23 protein-coding genes are annotated in these 24,737 nt (G+C 66.5%); 9 read left to right on the forward strand and 14 right to left on the reverse strand.

The features are described 5' to 3' along the window. From G6N55_RS07455 to G6N55_RS07470, 4 genes are all read right to left on the reverse strand, one after another. Complete coding sequence (locus G6N55_RS07455; protein WP_163667222.1) at nt 1–1,383, reverse strand: M16 family metallopeptidase; 1,383 nt, start codon at nt 1,381–1,383, stop codon at nt 1–3. Next, nucleotides 1,361–3,619 carry a polyribonucleotide nucleotidyltransferase gene (locus G6N55_RS07460; protein ID WP_085226559.1) on the reverse strand — a complete coding sequence of 753 codons (2,259 nt, stop codon included), beginning with the start codon at nt 3,617–3,619 and terminating at the stop codon, nt 1,361–1,363. Before G6N55_RS07460 ends, G6N55_RS07455 begins: the two co-directional genes overlap by 23 nt. Nucleotides 3,620–3,950: 331 nt before the next feature. Further along, nucleotides 3,951–4,220, reverse strand: coding sequence for a 30S ribosomal protein S15 (gene rpsO, locus G6N55_RS07465; protein WP_036468159.1), 270 nt, complete (start codon nt 4,218–4,220; stop codon nt 3,951–3,953). Nucleotides 4,221–4,469: 249 nt separating this feature from the next. Continuing rightward, entirely contained in the window at nt 4,470–5,441 is a 972-nt protein-coding gene (locus tag G6N55_RS07470; protein WP_085226557.1) for a bifunctional riboflavin kinase/FAD synthetase, read from the reverse strand. A gap of 143 nt (nt 5,442–5,584) precedes the next feature. Between G6N55_RS07470 and mntR the strand changes: the two genes are divergently transcribed. Then, a complete protein-coding gene (mntR, locus tag G6N55_RS07475; protein WP_085226555.1) occupies nt 5,585–6,274 on the forward strand; it encodes a manganese-binding transcriptional regulator MntR in 690 nt (229 codons plus the stop codon). Nucleotides 6,275–6,278: 4 nt separating this feature from the next. On the opposite strand, the gene G6N55_RS07480 is transcribed toward mntR, so the two are convergent. Further along, complete coding sequence (locus G6N55_RS07480) at nt 6,279–7,019, reverse strand: TetR/AcrR family transcriptional regulator (RefSeq protein ID WP_139827073.1); 741 nt, start codon at nt 7,017–7,019, stop codon at nt 6,279–6,281. Between the two features lie 142 nt (nt 7,020–7,161). On the opposite strand from G6N55_RS07480, the gene G6N55_RS07485 reads away from it, so the two are divergent. Then, nucleotides 7,162–8,325: a cytochrome P450 gene (locus tag G6N55_RS07485; RefSeq protein WP_085226551.1), complete on the forward strand. Its 1,164-nt coding sequence runs from the start codon at nt 7,162–7,164 to the stop codon at nt 8,323–8,325. Here G6N55_RS07485 and G6N55_RS07490 read toward each other — a convergent pair whose 3' ends face one another. The 5 genes from G6N55_RS07490 to G6N55_RS07510 all read right to left on the reverse strand — a co-directional run bounded on the left by G6N55_RS07490 (nt 8,326) and on the right by G6N55_RS07510 (nt 13,410). Further along, nucleotides 8,326–9,576 (reverse strand): acyl-CoA dehydrogenase family protein, encoded by a 1,251-nt coding sequence (locus G6N55_RS07490; protein ID WP_085226549.1) that lies wholly within the window; start codon nt 9,574–9,576, stop codon nt 8,326–8,328. It abuts the gene before it with no gap. Between the two features lie 25 nt (nt 9,577–9,601). Continuing rightward, nucleotides 9,602–10,792 (reverse strand): lipid-transfer protein, encoded by a 1,191-nt coding sequence (locus tag G6N55_RS07495; RefSeq protein ID WP_085227108.1) that lies wholly within the window; start codon nt 10,790–10,792, stop codon nt 9,602–9,604. Nucleotides 10,793–10,883: 91 nt separating this feature from the next. Continuing rightward, nucleotides 10,884–11,777, reverse strand: coding sequence for a tRNA pseudouridine(55) synthase TruB (gene truB / locus G6N55_RS07500; RefSeq protein WP_085226548.1), 894 nt, complete (start codon nt 11,775–11,777; stop codon nt 10,884–10,886). Continuing rightward, nucleotides 11,774–12,448 (reverse strand): 4'-phosphopantetheinyl transferase PptT, encoded by a 675-nt coding sequence (gene pptT / locus G6N55_RS07505; protein WP_085226546.1) that lies wholly within the window; start codon nt 12,446–12,448, stop codon nt 11,774–11,776. Before pptT ends, truB begins: the two co-directional genes overlap by 4 nt. After that, entirely contained in the window at nt 12,445–13,410 is a 966-nt protein-coding gene (locus G6N55_RS07510; protein ID WP_139827072.1) for a metallophosphoesterase family protein, read from the reverse strand. Before G6N55_RS07510 ends, pptT begins: the two co-directional genes overlap by 4 nt. Nucleotides 13,411–13,566: 156 nt before the next feature. On the opposite strand from G6N55_RS07510, the gene G6N55_RS07515 reads away from it, so the two are divergent. Both G6N55_RS07515 and G6N55_RS07520 read left to right on the forward strand, forming a co-directional pair. Further along, nucleotides 13,567–14,148: a DUF3558 domain-containing protein gene (locus G6N55_RS07515; RefSeq protein WP_085226544.1), complete on the forward strand. Its 582-nt coding sequence runs from the start codon at nt 13,567–13,569 to the stop codon at nt 14,146–14,148. 95 nt (nt 14,149–14,243) lie between these two features. Next, the gene (locus G6N55_RS07520) at nt 14,244–15,944 is read left to right on the forward strand and encodes a CocE/NonD family hydrolase (RefSeq protein WP_085226542.1); all 1,701 of its coding nucleotides are present in this window, start codon (nt 14,244–14,246) and stop codon (nt 15,942–15,944) included. On the opposite strand, the gene G6N55_RS07525 is transcribed toward G6N55_RS07520, so the two are convergent. Next, a complete protein-coding gene (locus G6N55_RS07525) occupies nt 15,903–16,463 on the reverse strand; it encodes a DUF1802 family protein (protein WP_085226540.1) in 561 nt (186 codons plus the stop codon). The two genes, G6N55_RS07520 and G6N55_RS07525, sit on opposite strands and share 42 nt — an antisense overlap. Then, nucleotides 16,460–16,729 carry a DUF2277 domain-containing protein gene (locus tag G6N55_RS07530; RefSeq protein WP_085226539.1) on the reverse strand — a complete coding sequence of 90 codons (270 nt, stop codon included), beginning with the start codon at nt 16,727–16,729 and terminating at the stop codon, nt 16,460–16,462. Before G6N55_RS07530 ends, G6N55_RS07525 begins: the two co-directional genes overlap by 4 nt. A gap of 226 nt (nt 16,730–16,955) precedes the next feature. Here G6N55_RS07530 and G6N55_RS07535 point away from each other — a divergent pair, with 226 nt between their 5' ends. Then, nucleotides 16,956–18,230, forward strand: a complete 1,275-nt coding sequence (locus G6N55_RS07535) for a PPE family protein (RefSeq protein WP_085226537.1) — start codon at nt 16,956–16,958, stop codon at nt 18,228–18,230. Between the two features lie 122 nt (nt 18,231–18,352). Next, on the forward strand, nt 18,353–18,757 hold the full coding sequence (locus tag G6N55_RS07540) for a hypothetical protein (protein ID WP_139827071.1): 405 nt from the start codon (nt 18,353–18,355) through the stop codon (nt 18,755–18,757). Here G6N55_RS07540 and G6N55_RS07545 read toward each other — a convergent pair. Beyond that, nucleotides 18,754–19,683, reverse strand: a complete 930-nt coding sequence (locus G6N55_RS07545) for a histone deacetylase family protein (protein ID WP_085226533.1) — start codon at nt 19,681–19,683, stop codon at nt 18,754–18,756. The genes G6N55_RS07540 and G6N55_RS07545 overlap by 4 nt on opposite strands. A gap of 93 nt (nt 19,684–19,776) precedes the next feature. Continuing rightward, nucleotides 19,777–20,913 (reverse strand): glycerate kinase, encoded by a 1,137-nt coding sequence (locus G6N55_RS07550; RefSeq protein WP_085226531.1) that lies wholly within the window; start codon nt 20,911–20,913, stop codon nt 19,777–19,779. Between the two features lie 275 nt (nt 20,914–21,188). On the opposite strand from G6N55_RS07550, the gene G6N55_RS07555 reads away from it, so the two are divergent. Genes G6N55_RS07555 through gcl form a run of 3 tightly spaced genes read left to right on the forward strand, consistent with a single transcriptional unit; the run spans nt 21,189 to nt 24,729 of the window. After that, complete coding sequence (locus G6N55_RS07555; RefSeq protein WP_085227104.1) at nt 21,189–22,049, forward strand: hydroxypyruvate isomerase family protein; 861 nt, start codon at nt 21,189–21,191, stop codon at nt 22,047–22,049. Continuing rightward, the gene (locus G6N55_RS07560; RefSeq protein ID WP_139827070.1) at nt 22,013–22,939 is read left to right on the forward strand and encodes a 2-hydroxy-3-oxopropionate reductase; all 927 of its coding nucleotides are present in this window, start codon (nt 22,013–22,015) and stop codon (nt 22,937–22,939) included. The genes G6N55_RS07555 and G6N55_RS07560 overlap by 37 nt, the downstream gene beginning before the upstream one ends. After that, nucleotides 22,936–24,729, forward strand: coding sequence for a glyoxylate carboligase (gene gcl / locus G6N55_RS07565; protein ID WP_163667228.1), 1,794 nt, complete (start codon nt 22,936–22,938; stop codon nt 24,727–24,729). Before G6N55_RS07560 ends, gcl begins: the two co-directional genes overlap by 4 nt. Nucleotides 24,730–24,737: the final 8 nt, after the last annotated feature.

A 24,737-nucleotide genomic window follows, 5' to 3' on the forward strand; every position in this document is an offset into this window, starting at 1 on the left:
CTAATTTACCATCGCCCGAAGTTGTTGCGGCAGAGATCGTTTCGAAGCATACGGCCCGAGGACCGCGGCACCATAGCGCTTGGTCAGCAACTGGCTGGCCACCGCGTTGACCTGATCGACGGTGACGTCGTCGATCTTCCGCAGGGTGTGCTCGATGCTGCGGTGCTTGCCATAGTTCAATTCGCTACGACCGATGCGACTCATACGAGAACTGGAGTCTTCCAGGCCCAGGACCATCCCGCCACGCATAGAACCCTTGGCGATGCGGCATTCCGCCTCGGTGATGCCGTCGCGGGCCACCGATTCGAGCACCTCGCTGGTCACCCGCATCACGTCGGCGAACCGCTCGGGCAGGCACGCCGCGTAGACCGACAGCGCGCCGCTGTCGGAGAACATGTCGACCGAGGAGTAGACCGAGTAGGCCAGCCCGCGCAGCTCGCGAACCTCTTGGAACAGCCGCGAGCTCAACCCGCCACCCAGCGCGGTGTGCAGCACCGACAACGCCCAGCGATGTTCCCAGCTGCGTCCGGGGGTGCGCACGCCCAGCAACACGTGGGTCTGCTCGGCGTCCCTCTTGGCCACCGACAATCCGGGTTGGCCGTTGACTCGTCCGGTGCCCTTGCGCGGCGAAATGGGCTGGCGCCCACGCACCAGACGCGATCCGAAGTGTTCGCGCACCAAGCCGACCACCTCGTCGTGGTCGACGTTGCCGGCCACCGCGACGACCATCCGTTCCGGCGTGTAGCGCCGCATGTGGAAGGAGTGCAGCTGCGACCGCGTCATCGCCGAAACCGATTGCGCGGTACCGATCACGGGGCGCCCGACCGGATGATCGCCGAAGAGCGCCGAGAGGAACATGTCCCCCAGCGCGTCCTCCGGGTCGTCATCGCGCATCGCGATCTCCTCGAGGACGACGTCGCGTTCGAGCTCGACGTCCTCGACGGCGCAGCGGCCGTTGAGGACCACGTCGGCGACGAGGTCGACGGCCAGTTCGAGATCGCTGTCGAGCACGTGCGCGTAGTAGCAGGTGTGCTCCTTGGCGGTGAACGCGTTCAGCTCGCCGCCGACGGCGTCCATCGCCTGGGCGATGTCGACCGCGGTACGGGTCGGCGTCGACTTGAACAGCAGATGCTCGAGGAAGTGCGCCGCACCGGCAACGGTCGCGCCTTCGTCGCGCGATCCGACACCGACCCACACCCCGACGGACGCGGAGCGCACCGCGGGCAGGTACTCGCTGACCACCCGCAGGCCGCCCGGCAAGGTGGTGCGGCGCAAGGTGGCCTGCGGCGCAGCTTGCGCCTCGGCGGCTTGCTTACCCCGCCGCAGGGCACCCGCTCGGCCGGGGCGCGCCCCGGGTAAGTCAGCTGCTGGCTGTCGCGGCATCGGCTGGCGCGGTCTCCTGAGGGGCATCGGCGGGTGCTGCGCCGTCTTCCTCGACCAGGACCAGCGAGATCTTGCCCCGCTTGTCGATGTCGGCGATCTCCACGCGCAGCTTGTCGCCGACGTTCACCACGTCCTCGACCTTGGCGATGCGCTTGCCCTTACCGAGCTTGGAGATGTGCACCAGACCGTCGCGGCCGGGCAACAGCGAAACGAAGGCACCGAAATCCGTTGTCTTGACCACGGTTCCGAGGAATCGCTCGCCCACCGTGGGCAGCTGCGGGTTGGCGATGGCGTTGATCCGGTCGATCGCGGCCTGCGCCGAAGGACCGTCGGTGGCGCCGACGAACACGGTGCCGTCGTCCTCGATGGAGATCTGTGCGCCGGTCTCCTCGGTGATGGCGTTGATGACCTTGCCCTTGGGCCCGATGACCTCCCCGATCTTGTCGACCGGCACCTTGATGGTGGTCACCCGCGGCGCGTAGGGGCTCATCTCGTCGGGGGCGTCGATGGCCTCGGCCATCACCTCGAGAATGGTCAGTCGCGCGTCCTTGGCCTGCGCCAGCGCGCCCGCGAGCACCTGCGACGGGATGCCGTCGAGCTTGGTGTCCAGCTGCAGCGCGGTGACGTAGTCCTTGGTACCGGCGCACTTGAAGTCCATGTCGCCGAACGCATCCTCGGCACCGAGGATGTCGGTCAGGGTGACGAAACGGCGTTCGGTCTTCCCGTCGACCTCGACGTCGTCAGAGACCAGGCCCATCGCGATACCGGCCACCGGCGCCTTGAGCGGAACGCCCGCGTTCAGCAGCGCCAGCGTGGACGCGCAGACCGATCCCATCGACGTCGAACCGTTGGAGCCCAACGCTTCCGACACCTGACGGATCGCGTAGGGGAATTCCTCGACGCTGGGCAGCACCGGAATCAGCGCCCGCTCGGCGAGCGCGCCGTGCCCGATCTCACGCCGCTTCGGCGAACCGACGCGGCCGGTCTCGCCGGTGGAGAACGGCGGGAAGTTGTAGTGGTGCATGTACCGCTTGGAGGTCTCCGGCCCGAGCGAGTCGATCTGCTGGGCCATCTTGACCATGTCCAGCGTGGTGACACCCAGGATCTGGGTCTCGCCACGCTCGAACAGCGCGCTGCCGTGCGCCCGCGGCACGACGGCGACCTCGGCCGACAACGCGCGGATGTCGGTGATGCCGCGGCCGTCGATGCGGAAGTGGTCGGTCAGGATGCGCTGGCGGACCAGCTTCTTGGTCAGCGCGCGGAACGCGGCACTGACCTCTTTTTCCCGGCCCTCGTAGGTCTCGGCGAGCCGCTCGGCCACCTCGGCCTTGAGCTCGTCGGTGCGCGCGTCGCGCTCGGCCTTGCCGCCGATGGTCAGCGCCTTGGCCAGCTCGTCGGTGGCCACCGAGGCGACCGAGTAGTAGACGTCTTCCTGGTAGTCCGGGAACGTCGGGTACTCACCGACCGGCTTGGCGGCCGCGTCGGCCAGCTCCTGCTGAGCGGTGCACAGCGCGGCGATGAACGGCTTGGCGGCCTCCAGGCCTTCGGCCACAACGGTTTCCGTCGGCGCCTGCGCGCCGCCCTCGACGAGCTCGATGACCTTTTCGGTGGCCTCGGCCTCGACCATCATGATCGCGACGTCACCCTCGACCTTGCGGCCCGCGACGACCATGTCGAACACGGCCCGCTCGAGCTGCTCGACGGTCGGGAACGCGACCCACTGGCCGTCGATCAGCGCGACCCGCACGCCCCCGATCGGACCGGAGAACGGCAACCCGCTGATCTGAGTGGACGCCGACGCGGCGTTGATCGCCAGCACGTCGTACAGGTCGTTGGGGTCCAGGCTCAGGATCGTCACGACGACCTGAATCTCGTTGCGCAGCCCGGAGATGAACGACGGCCGCAGCGGGCGGTCGATCAGCCGGCAGGTCAGGATCGCGTCAGTGGAGGGCCGGCCCTCGCGACGGAAGAACGAACCGGGGATACGCCCGGCGGCGTACATCCGCTCCTCGACGTCCACCGTCAACGGGAAGAAGTCGAAGTGTTCCTTGGGCGCCTTGCTGGCGGTGGTCGCCGACAGCAGCATGTTCTCGTCGTCGAGGTAGGCGACGACGGCACCGGCGGCCTGCTGGGCCAGCCGGCCGGTCTCGAAACGGATGGTGCGGGTACCAAAGGTCCCGTTGTCGATTGTGGCGGTCGATTCGTACACGCCTTCATCAATTTGAGCTACAGACATAGGTGTCCGTACAGCCTCTCTGAGTTATTCAGCTTTTTCGCGTGGTCACACGCAACCCGCAGAGGGTTCGGAGCTTCCCTGAATAACTAGAGTCTGAATGCGGCTACGGCCATCGATCGAAGCGGCCGACCTGCCCCAGATCCGGAGAGCCCGGCTGCCACTACCGAAGACCGCCCGATACAGACCGGGTTGCTTCCGTCGTGACACGCTGGAACGGAACACACGGATCTGCGCGCACCGCACCAGTTGTTCGGGCCAAACAGGCCCAGAACGCTCTCACTCTACACTGGCGAACTTGGCCGGCCAGGAAGGCGTGGGAGCGGGCCAGGCGTCAGCGACGCAGGCCCAGCCGGTCGATCAGCGAGCGGTAGCGCTCGACGTCGATCTGCGAGATGTACTTGATCAGGCGGCGCCGGCGACCCACCAGCAGCAGCAGGCCGCGCCGCGAGTGGTGGTCGTGCTTGTGCACCTTGAGGTGCTCGGTGAGATCGGCGATCCGCTTGGTCAGCAGCGCGATCTGCGCCTCCGGCGATCCGGTGTCGGTGTCATGCAGGCCGTATTGGCCCAGAATTTCTTTTTTCTGCTCGGCAGTAAGCGCCACGAAATAGCTCCATCAATAGGTCCGCGAAGGTTCAATGTCCAGGCGCGGCCGCCGCGAACCGCAGCACACGCCGATATCGCCCGGAAGTTTAGCAGCCAACCCGCACCCGCCCCGAATCGTGGGATGCGCGGTCAAACCAGCACGCTTCCACAGCGATCGCTTACCAAACGATCTCAAGTGCTTGAGCAGCACAAGTGAGCACTTGTTTACCTCAGCTGAAGGCGCCGGCGACAACCGCCCGAAGTCCGTTCAGTCGGAGAGCAGGGTGCGGGTCCGCTCGGTGTCGACGCCGATCTCGGCGACCAGCTCCTTCACCGAATCGAACTTCTGCTGTCCGCGGATGCGGGCGACGAAGTCCAGCGCGACAAGCTGTCCGTACAGGTCGGCGGTGGTATCGAGGACGAACGCTTCGACGGTGCGGGTGCGTCCGGAAAAGGTCGGGTTGGTGCCGACCGAGACGGCCGCCTGGTAGCGCTCCCCCGGGATCACGGTGCCGGTGGCCGGGCCGTGTCCGAGCACGGTGAACCACGCGGCATACACGCCGTCGGCCGGGATGGCCGAGTACATCGGCGGCGCCACATTGGCTGTGGGGTAACCCAATTCGACGCCGCGCCCGTGACCGCGGACCACGACGCCCTCCACGCGGTGCGGACGGCCCAGCGCCTCGGTGGCCGCCACCATGTCACCGGCGTCCACGCAGGATCGGATGTAGGTGGACGAGAACGTCACGTTCTCGTTGCTGTGATGCTCGGAGAGCAGCGACATCGACTCCACCGCGAATCCGAACCGGTCACCGGCTTTGCGCAGCGTGTCGACGGTGCCCAGCGCCTTCTTGCCGAAGGTGAAGTTCTCCCCCACCACGACCTCGACCACGTGTAGGTGCTCCACCAGCAGCTCGTGAACGTAGCGCTCCGGCGTCAGCTTCATGAAGTCCGTGGTGAACGGCATCACCAGGAACACGTCGACACCCAAATCCTCGACGAGCTCGGCACGTCGGGTCAGGGTGGTCAGCTGCGCCGGGTGACTGCCCGGATAGACCACTTCCATCGGGTGGGGATCGAACGTCATCAGCACGGTCGGCACGTTGCGTGCCCGTCCGGCTTTCACCGCGTGCGCAATCAATTCGGCATGACCGCGGTGCACGCCGTCGAACACCCCGATCGTGAGCACGCATCGGCCCCAGTCAGTGGGAATCTCATCTTGGCCGCGCCACCGCTGCACGATCGCAAGCCTACGGTGCACTCTGGCCCGACGCGCCGTAGGATCCCGATTCCGCGGCACCGGCGTGGGCATTTCGCGATATCAACGCCGACTGTGCCGGTCAGCACGCCACATGAGACCTAGATTGCCTAAACTTTGCGGTTGTGAGGGCTGACGAAGAGGCTGGCGGTCTCACCGCGGTCGGCCAGGACTATCTCAAGGTCATCTGGAATGCCCAGGAGTGGTCCGTGGAAAAGGTCAGCACCAAGATGCTGGCCGACCGGATCGGGGTGTCGGCCAGCACCGCGTCGGAGTCGATCCGCAAACTCGCCGAGCAGGGACTGGTCCACCACGCGAAGTACGGGGCGGTAACCCTGACCGATGCGGGACGGCGCGCGGCGCTGGGGGTGGTGCGCCGGCACCGGCTGCTGGAGACCTTCCTGGTCAACGAGCTCGGCTACGGCTGGGACGAGGTGCACGACGAGGCCGAGGTGCTCGAGCACGCCGTATCGGATCGGCTGGTGAACCGGATCGACGCCAAACTCGGATTCCCGCAGCGCGACCCGCACGGCGACCCGATCCCGGCGTCCGACGGCCAGGTGCCCACCCCCCCGGCGCGCGAGCTGTGGGCGTGCGAAGAGGGCGAAACCGCGACGGTGGCCCGCATCTCCGACAAGGACCCCGAGATGCTGCGGTACTTCGACAGCGTCGGGATCAACCTCGACTCGCGACTGCGGGTGGTGACCAGGCGCGAATTCGCCGGCATGATCTCCGTCGCGATCGAATCCGACGACGCCGAGACCACCGTCGACCTGGGCAGTCCCGCCGCGCGGGCAATCTGGGTCGTGGCCTAGCTGCCTAGCGCGTGGCAGTGACCGCGGGCCGGGCGGCCTGCTGCAATGCGGACAGCGCCGCACGGGCCTGCTCGAGTGCGGAGTCCAGGCTTTCGACGCGTGAGCGGATGCTGCCGGAGAACTGGTCGGTCCGATGAGCGCTGAGCGCCGGCGCCAGGTAAGTGCGAACTCGGTTGATGACGGCGTCGGGGCTTCGGTCGGTCTGCATTACGGCGAAGTAGAGCTGCTCGACGGTCCAGTGCACGATTTCGTCGACAGGCACATCGTCGCGTACCTCTCCGGCGGCGCGGCCGGCCTCGATCGCGGGACCCAGCGTGGCGTTGGCGATTGCGTCCGCTTCGGGACCGAAGTCGCCCGCCGGCTTGAGCGCGAAGAACTCACGGACGATCGGGTCGTTGGGCAATTCGCGCACCAGATAGAGAAACGCCGCCTCGAGCTTGGCGAAGGTGCCTACCTGGCGGGCCATTTCCGTCGTGCATTCGCGCGTGAAGCGATCCGAACGCGCCAGCGCAACCGCGACGACGAGCTGATCGCGGCCGCCGAGCTTGCGGAAGGCGGTGGCGCGCGAAACGCGGGCGGCCGCGGCAATCGCCTCGATGGACAGTTGATCGACGCCGTGGTGACGCAGCCAAACGTCGGCCGCCCGAATCAGCCGGGCCCGCAGGGCATCCGGCCGCGCCGCGGTGTCCGGGCCACCGCTGATGTCAGCCGCGGGACTCAGGCGCGGCATATCGCTGGATGACATGAACGGCACGAACTAACGACTCGGACCGGAAACGAAAAAAGTGACATAGACCACACCCCCAATGGTACTGTAGCTGAGCTTCGTCTCAAGAGGGAGATTTTTTACCCAGAGAGTCGCACGTTGCTCAACTCGAGGAGTGACCATGCAGATCGGCTGCCCCGCACTGCCAAAGCTCGAATCGTTGCCTTTCGCCACTGACCGCAATGCGGCGTGGAGTGCGCTGCTGGCGGCCGGAAAGGTCGCGGTGTCCGATACCGGTGTCTACTTTCTGAGCAGCGCCGACGCCGTCGAACTGGCGGCGACCTCCCCCGAGCTGTTCTCTTCGCAAGGGGCCTTCGGATTCGCCGGAATGCCCTTCCCCTTGGTACCGATCCAGTCCGATCCGCCCGAGCACACCCGTTACCGCAAGACGCTGGACAAGTTCTTCGGGCCCCGGCGAATGGCCGAGCGGGCCCCGCAATTGCGGAATCAGGTAGCTGACCTCATCGATGCGATCAAGGCGTCCGGGGATACCTGCGACGTCATGGGCGCGCTCGCCATTCCCTTTCCCTCTCAAGTGTTTTTGACACTGTTCGGCCTGCCGCTGGCCGACCTGGACAAGCTGCTCGCCTGGAAGGACACCCTGCTCAACTTCTCGACAGAGGACAGCGTGCCGTCACCCGAGACCATGGCACTGGGCATCGAGATGACGACCTATCTGACCGAGCGCATCGCCGAACGACGCGCGGCTCCCGGAGACGACGATCTGTTCACCTTGCTGGTGACCGACACCGGCGAAGGTGCACTCACCGACCCCGAGATCATCGGGCTGTGCTTCCTGTTCATCGCCGCCGGTCTGGACACCGTGACCGCGGCCGCCGGGTTCGCACTCCACGAACTGGCGCGCAACCCGTCGCTGCGCGCGAAGCTCGCCGCCGATGAGAGCGCGGTTCCGAACTTCATCGAAGAGCTCCTGCGTGTCGACGGCCCGGTACCCCATGTGCCACGGATAACCACGGCGGACGTCGAAGTGGGAGGAGTGCTGATCCCCGCCGGCTCACAGTGCTGGCTCGGAGTCGGGACCGCCAACCACGATCCCGAGCGATACCCGGACACCGACGTCATCCACGACACCCGCGTCAACCACTTCGCGTTCGGTCGTGGACCGCACCGCTGCCTGGGTTCACATCTCGCCCGCTTGGAACTGCGCCTCATCATCGAGGAATGGAACCGGCGGATCCCCGAGTGTTCGGTGCTGCGCGAACCCACGGTGGGGTGGCCGCGCGGAATCCTGCACTTCGACGAACTACATCTCAAGATCGGCTAGTCAGCCGGCCAGCAGGCCCTTGGCGATGTGGGTGACCTGGACCTCGTTGCTGCCGGCGTAAATCATCAGCGACTTCGCGTCACGGGCCAGCTGCTCTACGCGGTACTCGGCCATGTAGCCGTTGCCGCCGAACAACTGCACGGCCTCCATCGCGACCTCGGTGGCCGTCTCCGAGGAGTACAGCTTGACGGCCGAGGCCTCGGCCAGCGTCAGCGGCTTACCGGCCTGCTGACGCTCGATCGTCATGAAGACCATGTTCTGCACGTTCATCCGGGCGATCTCCATTTTCGCCAGCTTGAGCTGGATCAGCTGGAACTGCCCGATGTTGCGGCCCCACAGCGTGCGGTTCTTCGCGTAATCCACGCAGAGCCGGTGACATTCGTCGATGATGCCCAGCGCCATCATCGCGATCCCGATCCGTTCGGCGGCGAAATTGTCGCGGGCGCTTTCGCGGCCGTCACCGCTGGCATGCTGTTCGCTCTCGCCGAGCAGCCGGTCCCGGCTCAGCCGCACGTTGTCGAAGAACAATTCGCCGGTCGGCGAGGACATCATGCCCATCTTCTTGAACGGCTTGCCCTGCGTCAGGCCTTCCATCCCCGCGTCGAGCACGAACACCAGCACCGGACGGTTCCGCTTGTCCACGGAAGCGTCGCCCTCGTCGAGTTTCGCGTAGACGACCAGCACGTCGGCGTAGGGCCCGTTGGTGATGAATGTCTTCTGCCCGTTGAGGATGTAGTCCTCGCCGTCGCGCTTGACGTAGGTCTTCATGCCGCCGAACGCGTCCGAGCCGGAGTCCGGCTCGGTAATCGCCCACGCCGCAATCTTTTCCAGCGTCATCAGCTCCGGCAGCCAGCGCTCCTTCTGGGCCAGCGTGCCGCGGCTCATGATGGTCGCCGCGCCCAGGCCGAGGCTGACCGACGCGGTGCTCAGCAATCCGATGCTGACCCGCGCGATTTCGGAGACCAGCACCGCGACCATCGACTGCTGGCCTAGGCCGCCGGAATCATCTGCGCTGTCCGGCTTTTCGCCCTTGGGTTCACCGTTGGCCTTGGCGCGCTCGCGGTCCAGCATCTTCTTGACCGACTCGGCGGCCATGGCGTCGAGGCCGAACTGGCTGAAGAACTTACGCGCGATCGGATACGGCGACAGCGCACCGGTTTCCAGTTCGTCCAGATGCGGGCGGATTTCCTTGTCCACGAACTGACGAACGGCATCGCGCATCATCAGGTCGGTGTCGGACCATTCGATCACAGTGTTCCCCCCGGCCGTTTGGTGCTCAGCGCTCGGCCCGTTGGTACGCGGTGACGACCGCTGCCCCGCCCAGCCCGATGTTGTGTTGCAGTGCGGCACTGACGTTGTCGACCTGACGCTTGTCGGCCTGGCCGCGCAGCTGCCAGTTGAGCTCGGCGCACTGCGCCAGCCCGGTCGCGCCCAGCGGGTGGCCCTTGGAGATCAGGCCGCCGGACGGGTTGACCACCCAGCGCCCGCCGTAAGTGGTGTCGCCGTTGTCGATCAGCTTGGCCGCCTCCCCCTCGCCGCACAAACCGAGGGCTTCATAGAGCAGCAGCTCGTTGGCCGAGAAGCAGTCGTGCAGCTCGATCACCTGGAAGTCCTCCGGGCCCAGACCGGACTGGTCGTAAACCCGTTGCGCTGCTTGCACATTCATGTCGTGGCCGATGAGCCCCTTGGCACTGCCGTCGAAGGTGGACTTGAAGTCGGTCGTCATGGCCTGCCCGACGATCTCCACCGCCTGCTCGGCCAGTCCATGCCGGTCGACAAATCCCTCCGAGGCCAGGATCGCCGCACCCGAACCGTCCGACGTCGGCGAGCACTGCAGCTTGGTCAGCGGGTCGTAGATCATCTTCGCCGCGAGGATGTCGTCGAGGGTGTACTCGTCCTGGAACTGTGCGAACGGGTTGTTCACCGAATGCTTGTGGTTCTTGTAGCCGATCTTGGCGAAGTGCTCGGCGGTGCTGCCGAACTTCTTCATGTGCTCGCGCCCCGCCGCGCCGAACATCCACGGCGCCGCCGGAAAGGCGAACTCGCTGATCTCGGCCATCGCCTGGACGTGCTTGTCCATCGGGTTGGTGCGATCTTCGTAGGTCGTGGCCAGCGATCCGGGCTTCATCTTCTCGAACCCCAGCGCGATCGTGCAGTCGGCCAATCCGCCGCGAATCGCCTGCGCGGCCAGGAACAGCGCGGTGGAGCCGGTCGAACAGTTGTTGTTGACGTTGACGATCGGGATGCCGGTCAGGCCGAGTTCGTAGAGGGCACGCTGCCCCGCCGTCGACTCGCCGTAGACGTAGCCGACGTAGCCCTGCTCGATTTCGCTGTAGTCGATGCCCGCATCGGTCAGCGCGTTGGTCCCCGACTCGCGCGCCATATCCGGGTAGTCCCACCCCTCGCGGCGGCCCGGCTTCTCGAACTTCGTCATGCCGACGCCGATGACATAAACCTTGTTGGACATCTTGCTGGACATTCCTGCCCCTTCCGAACGGTAGGCCGCCTAGTCATCCCAGTGTGCAACGCGGCCCAACCAACCGCTCGGCCGGGACCCGCTAGAGCGTGGCGGGACGAATCACCACGACGGACTTGGTCCGCGAACCCTCGTCGCGCAGCAGCGCGATCACCCGGCCGTCATCGTCGCTGGCGGCGTACACACCGTCGATTCCGGCCGGCGACAAGGACCGGCCGTGGCTGGTCGCCTCGACCTCGTCGGGGGTCAGGACGCGGCGCGGGAACACCAGCAGGCACGCGTCGTCCAGTGTCCAGCTCAGCCGCGGCTGCTCGGCGAGTTCGTCGAGCGTGCGCGCCTGGTCCAGCTCGAAGCGCCCGACGCGGGTGCGCCGCAACGACGTCAGATGCCCACCCACCCCCAGCGCGGACCCGAGATCGCGGGCCAGCGCGCGAATGTAGGTACCCGACGAGCAGTCGACGTCGACGTCGACGTCGATCACCGGGCCGGACCGCCGGGTCGCCGACACCTCGAACCGGTCGATGCGCACCGGGCGGGCCTTGAGCTCGACGGCCTCGCCCTCACGAACCAACTGATAGGCGCGCCTGCCCCCGACCTTGATCGCGCTGACCGCCGACGGCACCTGTTCGATATCGCCGCGCAGCCCGGCCATCGCAGCCTCGATCGCCTCGTCCGCCACGCGCTCGGCCGAGATGCTCTGCAGCAGTTCACCTTCGGCATCCTCGGTGGAGGTGGTCTGGCCCAGCCGGATAGTGGCCGCGTACGACTTCGAGGATGCCGTCAACAGGCCGAGGATCTTGGTGGCGCGGTCGATGCCTACCACCAGCACGCCGGTGGCCATCGGGTCCAGCGTGCCCGCGTGGCCCACCCGCCGGGTGGAAAAGATGCGCCGGCAGCGCCCGACCACGTCGTGGCTGGTCATTCCGGACGGCTTGTCGACGACGAGAATGCCCGGGCCGGTGGGGCTTTCGGTCATAGCACGATCGCGGTGAGCACGAGTTCGCGGTCGACCGACCAGCGGCCCCGCAGCGCGGTCAGCGGCGGACCCGACAGTGCCTCCGGATCGATCAGGATCTGCGAGACGAACGTGCCGCCAGCCGGGCCGTCGGCCTCGAAACGGATGTGGGCGTCTTCGAACCCCAGCCACCGCTTGGTCAGCGGATACCACGCTTTGTAGGTTGCCTCCTTGGCGCAGAACAGGATTCGATCCCAATGCAGACCGTCCGGCATCGCCAGCGGAATCTCGGTGCGCTCGGCCGGCAGGCTGATCGCGTCCAGCACGCCGTTGGGCAACACGTCGTGCGGTTCGGCATCGATGCCCACCGAGCGCACCGCGGCACTGCGCCCCACCACCGCCCCGCGATACCCGGCGCAATGAGTGAGGCTGCCGACGACGCCGTCGGGCCAGCAGGGTTCTCCCTTGTCGCCCTTGAGGATTGGCACCGGCGGCAGGCCCAGCTCGCCCAGCGCGATCCGGGCGCAGTACCGAACGGTGATGAACTCGTTGCGCCGCTTGGCAACCGACTTGGCGATCAACGGCTCTTCTTCGGGCAACGGGTCCAGACCGGGCGGGTCGGAGTACACCTCCGAATACGCCACCTCGGAGGTCGCCGGCAACACCGACGACACCAGCATGTCCGCGGTCATTTCGATTGCCGCTGCCGCAATTTCTCCCGGAACTGCTCGGCCTGCGCCTTCATCTCGGGAGTGATCACGAAGTGCCCGCCGAAGTCGTTGAGGTAGCCCGGCGCGTACTGCGGATCCGGCAGCACCTGGCGCAGCCAGCTGTGCGGCTTGCGGCGCTTCCACTCGCGCGGGTAGCCGACCGAGACTTCTTCGAATCGCACGTCGTCGTACCAGGTGGTCCGCGGGATGTGCAGGTGTCCGTAGACCGAGCAGACGGCGTTGTAGCGGGTGTGCCAGTCGGCGGTCTTGGTGGTGCCGCACCACAGCGAGAACTCCGGGTAGAACAGCGCATCGCAGGGGTCGCGCACCAGCGGGAAGTGGTTCACCAGGACGGTCGGCGTCATCCAGTCGAGCTGTTCAAGGCGCGCCCGGGTGATGTCCACCCGTTCGCGGCACCAGGCGTCGCGGGTGGGATACGGCTCGCAGGACAGCAGGAATTCGTCGGTCGCCATCACGTTTTGCCGGCGCGCGATTTCCAGGCCTTCGGCTTTGCTCCGCGCCCCCTCGGGCAAGAAGGTGTAGTCGTAAAGCAGGAACATCGGCACGATCGTGGCCGGGCCGCCGCGTTCGGTCCACACCGGGAAGGGATGTTCCGGCGTGATCACGCCCATCTCGTCGCAGATGTTGACCAGGTAGTCGTAGCGCGCCTTGCCGAACACCTGCATCGGGTCTCGATTGGTGGTCCACAGCTCGTGGTTGCCCGGCACCCAGATCACCTTGGCGAACCGGCGTCGCAGCAGGTCAAGGGCCCAACGAATCTCGTCGGTGCGCTCGGCGACGTCGCCGGCGACGATCAGCCAGTCGTCCGGCGACGTCGGATGCAGCGATTCGGTGACCGGCTTATTGCCCATGTGACCCGTGTGCAGGTCGGACACCGCCCACAGCGTCGGCTGTGCCCCGTTCGTCGAGTCCCGAGTAACCACAAGTAACCAGCCTAACGATCCGGCGCGGCTACGCCGGTTCCGCTGCGGCTTTTCGGCGTTTGCGGGCTGTCGGTTAGAACAAGTTCAGGTTTGGCTGTGACCCCGCGCACGTGACTTGTAAACTCCCGGCAAGGGACGGCCGAGGCAGGGGGAATCATGTTTTCCAAGGTGCGCCTGCTCGCGGCGCTCGGTGCGGTGATGACGGCGGTCATAGCGGGCACCGTGGGCTGGCAGGGCGCACCGCCGGTCGGCTCGGGCAAAACCGTCGATCTGCGGTCGACGGCGCAGCCGATGGAAACCACGATGAAAAGTCCGATCATCGCGACCACCGACCCGAGCCCGTTCGATCCGTGCCGGGACATCCCGTTCGACGCCCTGCAGCGGCTCGGGCTGGCGTTCACCCCGCCCGAGCCTCAGGACGGGCTGCGCTGCCAGTTCGACGCGGGCAACTACCAGCTGGCCGTCGAGCCCATCATCTGGCGCACCTACGAACAGTCCCTGCCGCCGGACGCCCTGGAGACCACGATCCAGGGGCACCGCGCCGCAACGTACTGGGTGCTCAAGCCGACCTACCACAACAGCTACTGGTTCTTCTCCTGCATGGTGGCGTTCAAGACCAGCTACGGCCTGCTGCAGCAAGCGCTGTTCTACTCGACGGTGTACTCCAACCCCGAGGTCGACTGCCCTTCCACAAACCTGCAACGGGCCAACGACCTCACGCCGTATTACAAGTTCTAGCCCCGTCGCGACACCGGTCAGCGCGAACCTTTGTTGCTGAAATGAATTCCCGTCGGCGTAAATTTCCTTTGCCGGTCGGCCTTAACCTGGTTGACGTGAGCATGACATCGACTCGACCCGCCGAGCCCGCGCTGCACGGCCTGACCCAGGCCGCCGTCAACGCCGCGGGCCGGCTACTGGGTCTGCGGCCGGCCACCACCGGCTACCGCGTGAACCGAGTCGAGGTCCCGATGCGCGACGGGGTGCGGCTGGTGGCCGATCACTACGCACCGGCCACCTCCAGCCCGGCCGGCACCGTGCTGGTGCGCGGACCCTACGGGCGTGGGTTTCCGTTCTCGCTGGTGTTCGCCCGGCCGTATGCCGCCAGGGGCTACCACGTCGTGGTGCAGAGCGTGCGCGGCACGTTCGGGTCCGCGGGTGTGTTCGAGCCGATGGTCAACGAAGCCGCCGACGGCGCCGACACCGCCGCATGGCTGGTCCAGCAACCCTGGTTCACCGGTAGCTTCGCCACCATCGGCCTGTCGTATCTGGGTTTCACGCAGTGGGCGTTGTTGCAGGACCCGCCGCCGGAACTGGCCGCGGCCGTCGTCTCGGTGGGCCCACACGATTTCCATGCCGCGGTGTGGGACACCGGCTCGTTCACCACCGACTTTCTCGGGTGGAGCGACATGATGTCCCACCAGGAGGACGCCAGCCGGCTGCGGGCCGGAATCCGCCAGCTGCTGGCTCCCCGCAAGGTGGCGCAGGCGGCCGCCGGCGTCCCGTTCGGCGAGTCGGCACGCGCACTGCTCGGCACCGGCGCGCCGTGGTTCGAATCCTGGGTGGAGCACCGCGATCAGGACGATGCGTTCTGGGAGCCGATGCGATGCGCCGCCGCGCTGGACCGCGTGCAGGTACCGGTCTTGCTGATGGGCGGCTGGCAGGACATCTTCCTGGGCCAGACGCTGCAGCAGTACGCCCACCTGCGCCGCCGCGGCGCGGACGTCGCGCTCACGGTCGGCCCCTGGACCCACCCCCAGATGCTCAGCAAGGGGCTGGCCACCAACGCGCGCGAGACCTTGGACTGGCTGGACACCCATCTGGCAGGCACGTCGACGAGCCGGCCCAGCAGAGTTCGCGTCTGCGTCACCGGCCAGGGCTGGCGCAACCTGCCCGACTGGCCGCCGGTGACCTCGCAGCGCGCCCTGTACCTGCGGCCCGGCCGCTACCTGGACGACACGTCGCCCACCGACCTGCCGAAGCTGCCGCCGGCGACGTTCCGCTACGACCCCGCCGACCCGACCCCGACCACCGGCGGCCCGCTGCTGTCGCCGCTCGGCGGTTACCGCGACGACAGCCGCCTCGCGTTGCGCGACGACGTGCTGACCTTCAACAGCGCGACGCTGCTGCACGATCTGTGCGTGTACGGAAACCCGGTCGTCGAGCTGGCGCACCACGCCGACAATCCGCACGTCGACCTGTTCGTCCGGGTCAGCGAGGTCGACGCGAAGGGCCGGTCGCGCAATGTCAGCGACGGCTACCGGCGGCTGAGCGCGCCCGCGAGGACGGTCAAGATCGAACTCGACCCGATCGCGCACCGCTTCCGCGCCGGCTCGCGCATCCGGCTGCTCATCGCCGGCAGCTGGGTTCCCCGTTACACGCCCAACCCGGGCACCGACGAACCGATGCTGACGGCCCGGGAGTCGAAGCCGGCCACCCACACCGTCGCCTACGGGCGCTCCCGGCTGCTGCTTCCGGTCGGCCCACTCGACCTGTCAGCCAACGGCGTCGCGAACCCGGGCGGCGACGCCGGCTAGCGCGGCATCGTCGTGGATCGGCTCCGCCAGCGCCGGCCGTGCGGGCAGCTGCACCCAGCTGGTGCAGCCTCCGTACTCGGGCGTGCGGGTCAGGCGGATCGGCTCGACCAGCGGACTCACCGACACCACCAGCGCGGCGAGTTTGTGTTTAGGCCGGAAATCGAGTCGGTCGGCCCGCACCGACTCGTCGGTCCAGATGTGCAAGTCCTCGATCTCCGCGAGCCGCTCGGGCCGGTTAACCGGAAGCGCGGCAACCACTTTCGCCGACGCACGAATCACCAGCCGGTCCTCGGTGCTGTCGGCCGCCGCCGCGGCCAGCAGGTCGTGATGCTCGGGACGGACCCGCGCGGCGTGGCTGTGCGCGACCGTCGGGAACAACAGGAACTCACCGGCCGCGACTTCGAACCGCTTCTCCCCGATGCCGCCCTTGCGCAGCAGCACATACTGGCGCCCCTGCAGCAGTGCATGCACGGCCGCGCTCCACTCCTTGAGCGCGGGCGTCGTTGCGGTGAGCGTCATTTCGTCGCGGCGAGGCGGGCGACAACCTCGGGGCGGCGCAACGGCGGCACGGTCTGGGGCGGCTGACGGCGCGGTGGCAGGGATTCCAGCAGGCGCGTCGTCGTCTGCGTGACCTCGGCGACCGCGGCCTCGAACGCGTCGACGTTGGCCGCCGACGGGCGCGTGATGCCACTGACTTTGCGCACATACTGCCGCGCCGCCGCGGCGATCTCCTCAGCGGTGGCCGACGGCTGCAAACCGCGCAGTTCGGTGATGTTTCGGCACATCCCTCCACGATAGGCGGCGTTCGGCGGCTCGGCGCGAGCAATCGGTTCGATGTTCGCCTCGAGTCGAGGGCCGGCCCGGTCAGCAACACAGGAATTTTGAATTCGTCGGCACCAGAGCTACCGCAATCTGCTGAATACTGTATACAGTAGTCACTTCGAGAGCTTCGCACACCGGCTGCACCATCGGCGACACACGGCACCGGGCCAAGGGCAGAACGAGGGACCAATGGATTTTGGGGCGTTGTCACCCGAAGTGAATTCCGGCCGAATGTATTCGGGCCCCGGGCCGGCGACCCTGCTGGCCGCCTCGGCGGAATGGGAGGAGTTGGCCGCGGAGATGCACCTCGCCGCCAGTAGATGCGAGTCGGTGGTCGCTGCACTGATCGGTGAATCGTGGCGCGGCTCGTCTTCGACGGCGATGACGGAGGCGGTTTTGCCGTACGCCAGCTGGGTCAGGAGCACCGCCGCGCGATGCGAGGACGTCGCCATCAAGGCGACCTTGGCAGCGTCCGCGTACGAAGCCGCCTACTCGATGATGGTGCCACCGCCGGTGATCGTGGCCAACCGGGCTCGCCTTGCGGCGTTGACCGCCAGCAACCTCGTCGGGCAGAACACGCCCGCCATCATGGTTGCTGAGGCCGAATACAGCGAAATGTGGGCCCAGGACGCGGCGGCGATGTACACCTACGCGGCCAATTCTGCTGGTGTGTCCGGGCTTTCATCCTTTGCGCCGCCGCCACGCACGACTGATCCCGGCGCGGGGGCCTCGACCAAATTGTTGAATTCGGCCGCAATGACGCTGCAAGGACTCGCGAGCCCCGGAAATGGCTCATCGATAGCGGGTGCTGGAGCACCGCTGGCGGCGTCGGGAATTTCCTCCTCGCTGACGATGCTGTCGCGGCTGGCCAAAACCTCCGCCAAAAGCGCAGGCAAGACCACAACTGCCGGAACGCAGGCTGCCGCGCAACTCGCCTCCACCGCGATGGCCACCCTGCTCGACATCCCCGGCAGCACCGCACCCGAGATCGGTTCCAGCGCACTGGGCTTCGGCTCGGACGGCTTCGGCTTGAGCACCGACATCAGCGGGTTCGCTCTGGACCTGGCCGGTTCCGGCCTCGAATTGGTCGGCGGCGATTCGCTTTTGGGCGCCGAGGAGGCGGTGCCCGCTGAGCTCGGTGCGCTCGGGCCGCTGGACGTGCTGAACCCGTTCGCCGACCCCTGGTCGGCGGGATCGAGCGGCGAACCCTCGGCGGACCTCGGTCATGCGTCCCAACTGGGAACCTTGTCGGTACCGCCCGGTTGGGCCGATGCGCTCTCGAAAGACGCGGGCAACCCGGGAATGCACACCTCGGCGGGCCACCACGGCCCCGCGGCAGGGGCGGCACATCGCCACGCCGCCAAGCTTCCCATGGGCGGCATGGTGGGCCACGAATCTTCAGGTGCGGCTCGCCGAGTGGGCGTGCAAACCTCCCTCATCCCACGCTCACCGATCGGAGGCTAGCCGAGCGCCATCCGCCAAAGTGATGACCCACTTCACTTTTCGTCATAGCGAGCGGCCCCGCGACCCATGACAATGGGTACGTTGGGCGAGCCCGACCCGGTGACCCGACGGGAGGAGATCCGTTGATCCGACCATCATTTGGTGACGCGTTGCGCGAATTGCTGTTCTGCGCGCACCGCAGCGTCGATGACGTCATGAACGCATTCTTCGATCAGGGCTACCAGCATCGCGACTGCGGAGGGGCTTACACGCGAGACGAGTTCGCCGTTCTCGCCGCGACCGCTCGCGCGGATATCGCACGCGGGAACGTGTTCACGCTCGAAGAATTCCGCTTCTGGAATCGCTACGCCGCACGATTTGTCCTCGAGATCGCCAAAACTGACGGTTCAGCCGAGCATGTCGAGGTCTACGTCATCGGTCAGTACTCGATCGACGGCAGATTCCTGAAGTTGAACCAGGCTCGTCACTCGGTTCCCAGTGTGGAATGCGTTGTGGGAGACAGGCTCAGAGCCCAACCGGTTGCCTAACCCTTGATCAGCTCACCGACGTGGGACGCGACGGAATCCGCCAGTCCCTGAAGGTCGTAGCCTCCCTCCAGCACCGCCACCAGCCGGCCGTCACAAAGCCTTTCGGCCGAGTTCATCAGCTCGCGGGTTACCCAGCCGAAGTCGTCGGCGGTCATCGTCAGCGAGCCAAGGGGGTCGCGCTCGTGTGCATCGAATCCCGCGGACACCAAGATCAACTCCGGAGCGAACCTGTCGAGCGCGGGCAGTATTCGTTGCTGAAAGGCCTCGCGCAGCTCGGCCCCGCCGTCGCCGGGCTTCAGCGGCGAGTTGAAGATGTTGCCGACCCCGGTTTCTGCCGCGGCACCCGTGCCGGGAAACAGTGGCATCTGATGGGTGGACGCATACAGCACATCGGAATCGGAGTAGAAAATCTGCTGCGTGCCGTTGCCATGGTGAACGTCGAAATCGACGATCGCGACCCGCATCAGTCCGTACTTCTGCTGCGCATGCCGCGCCCCGATGCTGATGTTGTTGAACAGGCAAAAGCCCATCGCCCGTTCCGTTTCGGCGTGGTGGCCCGGCGGCCGGCAGGCCACGAAGGCATTCTGGACCCGCCCGGTCAGCACGCCGTCGATCGCCTGCAGCGTGCCGCCCACTGCGCGCAAGACCACTTCCCACGTCGATGGCTCCATCATCGTGTCGCCGCCGTCGAGGTACACATAACCCTGTTCTGGACGGGCGGCTTCCAGGCCGTCGACGTAGCGGTTCGAATGCGCATTGCGGGCCGTCCCGAGGTCGGCCAGCTCGGCTTGCTCGCGCAGCAACGTGTCGAATTGCGGCTGGCTGAGGACGGCTTCCACCACGCGGTAGCGGTCCGGCCGCTCCGGATGCCCGGCTGCGGTCTTGTGGTTGGCGAAACTGGGATGGTGCAGCAGCAGGGTGGACATGGCGGCGAACCTCTTTCCAGGGTCGTGGACTTCCAGACCGAAGGATGATCTTCTGCCTGAATACCGTAGGCGAGTGCTGATCGATTTTCGCTATCAGCCCAGCGAGGATCGGGTGCTTTCGCGGATCAACCGTTCGGTGACCACGGTCAGTAGTTGGGCGGCGTACTTCGTGCAGCGCGAAAGATCGGGCTCGAGTTCGTTGAGGGTGCGCACCGCGCCGAAGCCGGCGGTTTGGGCTTGAGCGCTCGTCAACGTCGATACTCCGGCGATGGCGAAAGTGGGTATGCCATGCGGGCGGGCGCATCGTGAGACCCCCACCGGGGCTTTGCCGCGCAATGATTGGCCGTCCAGGGATCCTTCACCGGTGACGACCATCCTGGCGCCCAACAGCTTTCGATCGAGGTCGACGAGATCGAGGATCATTTCGATGCCCGGCCTCATTCTTGCGTGCAAGACGGCGAGCGCGGCGAATCCCACCCCTCCCGCGGCACCGGCCCCGCGTGCGTCACGGTAGTCGGCTCCCACGGCTCCGGCCACCAGGTCCGCCCATCTGGACAGGCTGTCGTCCACTTCTTCGACCTGGTCGCCGAGCACCCCTTTTTGCGGTCCGTAGACCGCGGCCGCACCAAGTGGCCCGCACAGCGGGCTGTCCACATCGGCGGCCAGCGTGACCGTGGCCGCGGCGAGGCCCGGGTGCAGCCCGCTCAGATCGAGGTGGGCAGCATCGGCCAAGCCCCGAGCGCCGAGTGCGATCGGGCGACCGCGGCGATCGAGTATCTCGGCACCCAGCGCCATCAGCATCCCGGCGCCGCCGTCGGTGCTGGCGCTTCCGCCGACACCGATGACGATGTCCCGGCAGCCGTCGTCGAGCGCCCGGCCGATAACGCTGCCCAGCCCATAGCTCGTCGCCGTCACCGGCGCCGGTGACGGCGACGGAAGTCGTTGCAGGCCACAGACATCAGCCAACTCGACGACCGCACGGTTACCCTTGCGGGCATACCCGGTGTGTACCAGCGCGCCGGTCGGCCCGCACGCATCGGCGCGCACCGGTTCGAATCCGGCCGCCAACACGGCGTCCAGGGTGCCCTCTCCCCCGTCAGCGACGGGGCAGACGATCGGGGTGATCATCGGGTCTGCCCGGCACACCCCCTGCGCCATTGCCCGCGCGGCCTGCTCGGCTGTCAACGAGCCCTTGAACTTATCCGGCGCCAACACGATGCTGCCCCTCACGAGCAGGCCCTCCCATCAGAAATCAGGCAATGGGCCGGCATTCCGATGCGCGGAATTCCGCTTCCATCCCAGCAACCTCACACGCGTGGCGTGCGGCTGTCAAAGGCAGAGCGCACCACAGGTGGCGCAGTCATCGAAACTGCTTATCAAATCTGACAATTGAGGTTGTACGAATCCCGCCGAACCTTGACAGCCACAGCAGGTATCGCATTGACTCATTTCGTATCTCGATGCGGCAATTCCGCGATACGGAAATCAGATCCGGAAGGAAACCGATGGCTGGCGCGACGTATACGGTGAACTGCTCGATCCTCTTCACCGATCTGCCCGTACTGGACCGGCCGGCCGCGGCGCGAGCGGCGGGCTTTGAGGCGGTGGAGTTCTGGTGGCCGTTCATCGAAGCGACACCCCCTGAGCCGGACGTCAAGGCCTTCGTCCGCGCCATCGAACAGGCCGATGTGCGGTTGTCCGGACTGAACTTCTTCGCCGGTTACATGGCCGGTGGCGACCGGGGAATCCTGTCGGATCCCGCACTGACAACCGAGTTCCGCGAGAATGTGCATGTCGCTGTCGACATCGCCGAAAGCCTGGGCACCCGGGCCTTCAACGCCTTGTACGGCAACCGAATCGAGGGCATCGCGCCGGCGGTGCAAGACGAGGTCGCGGCCAAGAATCTTGCCTACGCGGCGCAAGCTGCCCAGCGCATCGGCGCGACGGTGCTCGTCGAGCCGGTCAGCGGCGCGCCCCGCTACCCCCTCAAGACGGCGGCCGACGCGATTCGCGTCATCGACCGCGTGCATGCCGAATCGGGTACCACCAATCTGCGGCTGTTGGCGGACCTCTATCACCTGCATGTCAACAACGACGATGTGACCGCGGCCCTGCTGTCCAACTACGAGCAGATCGGGCACATTCAGATAGCCGATGCGCCCGGGCGCGGGGAACCGGGCACCGGTGAGGTCCCGCTGGGCGAATATCTCGCCATCCTGCTGGGACGTGAATACAGCGGCTACATCGGTTTGGAATACAAGTCTTCTCGGCCCGACACCTTCGACTGGCTGCCGAAGGCCGAACGAGGTCGCGGCGGCGTCAACGTCGAATCCCTGAAAACACTGACAGGAACGAGGAATCAGTGAGCACGATCGGCTTTATCGGACTGGGCATCATGGGCAGCCCGATGGCTTGCCATCTCGCCCGCGCCGGCCACACCGTCATCGGCTACAACCGCTCGCCGGGCCGCGCCGCGGAGCTGCTCGAAGCCGGCGGGACGGAAGCGGACTCGATTGCCGACGCCGTGAAGAACGCCGACGTGGTGGCGGTCATGGTGCCCGACTCCCCCGACGTGCGAAACGTATTGCTCTCCGAGGAAGGTGTTTTCGCCCACGCTCAACCCTCGACGCTGGTGATCGACTTCTCCTCCATCCGCCCCGACGTCACCGCCGCGCTGGCCAAGGAAGCCGCCCAACGCGGCCTGCGTCTGATCGACGCCCCGGTGTCCGGCGGTGAACCCGCCGCCAAGAACGCGACGCTGTCGATCATGGTCGGCGCCACGGATGACGACTTCGCCGCTGCCAAACCGATTCTCGAGATCGTCGGTAAGACCATCGTTCACGTCGGCCTCAACGGCGCGGGGCAAACCGTCAAGGCCGCGAACCAGCTGATCGTCGCGGGCAATATCGAACTGCTTGCCGAAGCGATCACCTTCCTGCGTGCCTACGGCGTCGACCTGGACGCGGCGGTCAAAGTGCTCGGCGGCGGGCTGGCCGGCTCGGCGGTGCTCGACCAAAAAGCCCCGAAGATGCTGGCACGCAACTTCGATCCAGGTTTCCGGATCGCACTGCACCACAAAGACTTGGGCATCGTCACCAGCGCCGCCCGCCAGGCCGGCGTGGTCATCCCGCTGGGCAGTGCCGTTGCGCAGCTGATGGCCTCCGCCCTGGCGAACGGGGACGGCTCTCTCGATCACTCCGGCCTGCTGCGGGGTGTCGAACGCCTCTCCGGGCACCAGGAAGGCGGAAACCGATGACCCGGATGCGTACGGTCGACGCGGTCGTCAAGATCCTCGAAATCGAAGGCGCTACCCAGGCATTCGGGTTGCCCGGCGCGGCCATCAACCCGTTTTACTCGGCGATGCGGGCGCACGGTGGAATCCGGCACCTGTTGGCCCGCCACGTCGAGGGCGCCAGCCACATGGCAGAAGGCTACACCCGTGCCGCACCCGGCAACATCGGTGTGTGCATCGGCACCTCGGGCCCGGCGGGAACCGACATGGTGACTGGATTGTATTCAGCCAGTGCCGATTCCATTCCCATCCTGGCGATCACGGGCCAGGCCCCGGTCGACAAGCTGCACAAAGAGGACTTTCAGGCAGTCGACATCGCGGCGATCGCGGCACCCGTGACGAAAATGGCCATGACGGTTCTCGAACCCGGGCAGGTCCCCGGTGCCTTCGCCAAGGCGTTTCACCTGATGCGCTCGGGCCGGCCCGGCCCCGTCCTGATCGACCTGCCCATCGACGTCCAGCTGGCCGAAATCGATTTCGACCCGGCGGCATACGCCCCCCTCCCGGTCTACCGGCCCAAGGCCACCCGGACGCAGATCGCCAAAGTGCTCGACATGCTGGTCACCGCGCAACGCCCGCTGATCATCACCGGTGGGGGGATCATCAACGCCGACGCCGCCGAACTACTCGTTGAGCTGGCCGAGCTACTCGACGTCCCCGTGGTGCCCACCCTGATGGGCTGGGGCAGCATTCCCGACGACCACCGGCTGGCCGCCGGCATGGTCGGGTTGCAGACCGCCCACCGCTACGGCAATGCCACCCTGCTCGAATCGGATTTCGTGCTGGGCATCGGCAACCGGTGGGCCAACCGCCACACCGGCGGGCTGGACACCTACCGGCGAGGGCGCCGCTTTGTTCACATCGACATCGAACCCACCCAGATCGGCCGGGTCTTCGCCCCCGATCTCGGCATCGTCTCCGACGCGAAGGCTGCGCTGGAGCTCCTGGTGGTCGCGGCGTCGAAGCGACGTGCGGCGGGCGACCTCCCCGATTGGACCGGCTGGGTCCGCGACTGCCAAGATCGCAAAAAGACGATGCACCGCAAGACCCACTTCGACGACATACCCATCAAGCCCCAACGCGTCTACGAGGAGATGAACCGGGCGTTCGGCCGTAATGCACGCTACGTCACCGCGATTGGGCTCTCCCAGATCGCCGGAGGCCAATTCCTGCAGGTATTCAAACCCCGGCACTGGATCAATTGCGGACAGGCCGGACCGCTGGGATGGACGATTCCCGCCGCGCTGGGCGTGGTCGCCGCGGACCCCACCGCCACCGTGGTGGGATTGTCGGGTGACTACGACTTCCAGTTCCTCATCGAGGAACTGGCCGTCGGCGCGCAATTCAACCTGCCCTACGTCCATGTCGTGGTCAACAACTCCTACCTCGGGCTGATCCGGCAGGCTCAGCTCAACTTCGACATGGACTACTTCGTTTCCCTGGCGTTCGACAACATCAATTCCCAGGAATCCGGTGACAGCGATCTGCCCAAGGGCTACGGTGTCGACCATCGTCGGGTCGCAGAAGGATTGGGCTGCAAAGCGATTCAGGTCACCGACCCCGCACTGATCGCGCCGGCGCTCACCCGCGCCCAGCAACTCGCCCGCGAACACAAGGTGCCCGTAGTGGTCGAGGTCTTCCTGGAACGCATTACCAACATCGCGATGGGCACCGATATCGACAAGATCACCGAGCACAATGAATTGGCAACCACCATCGACGATTCCCCCACCGCCGCAATGCTGTTCGACTGACCCGTCGC

Source organism: Mycobacterium florentinum (assembly GCF_010730355.1).
In the GTDB taxonomy this organism is placed as follows: Bacteria; Actinomycetota; Actinomycetes; order Mycobacteriales; family Mycobacteriaceae; genus Mycobacterium; species Mycobacterium florentinum.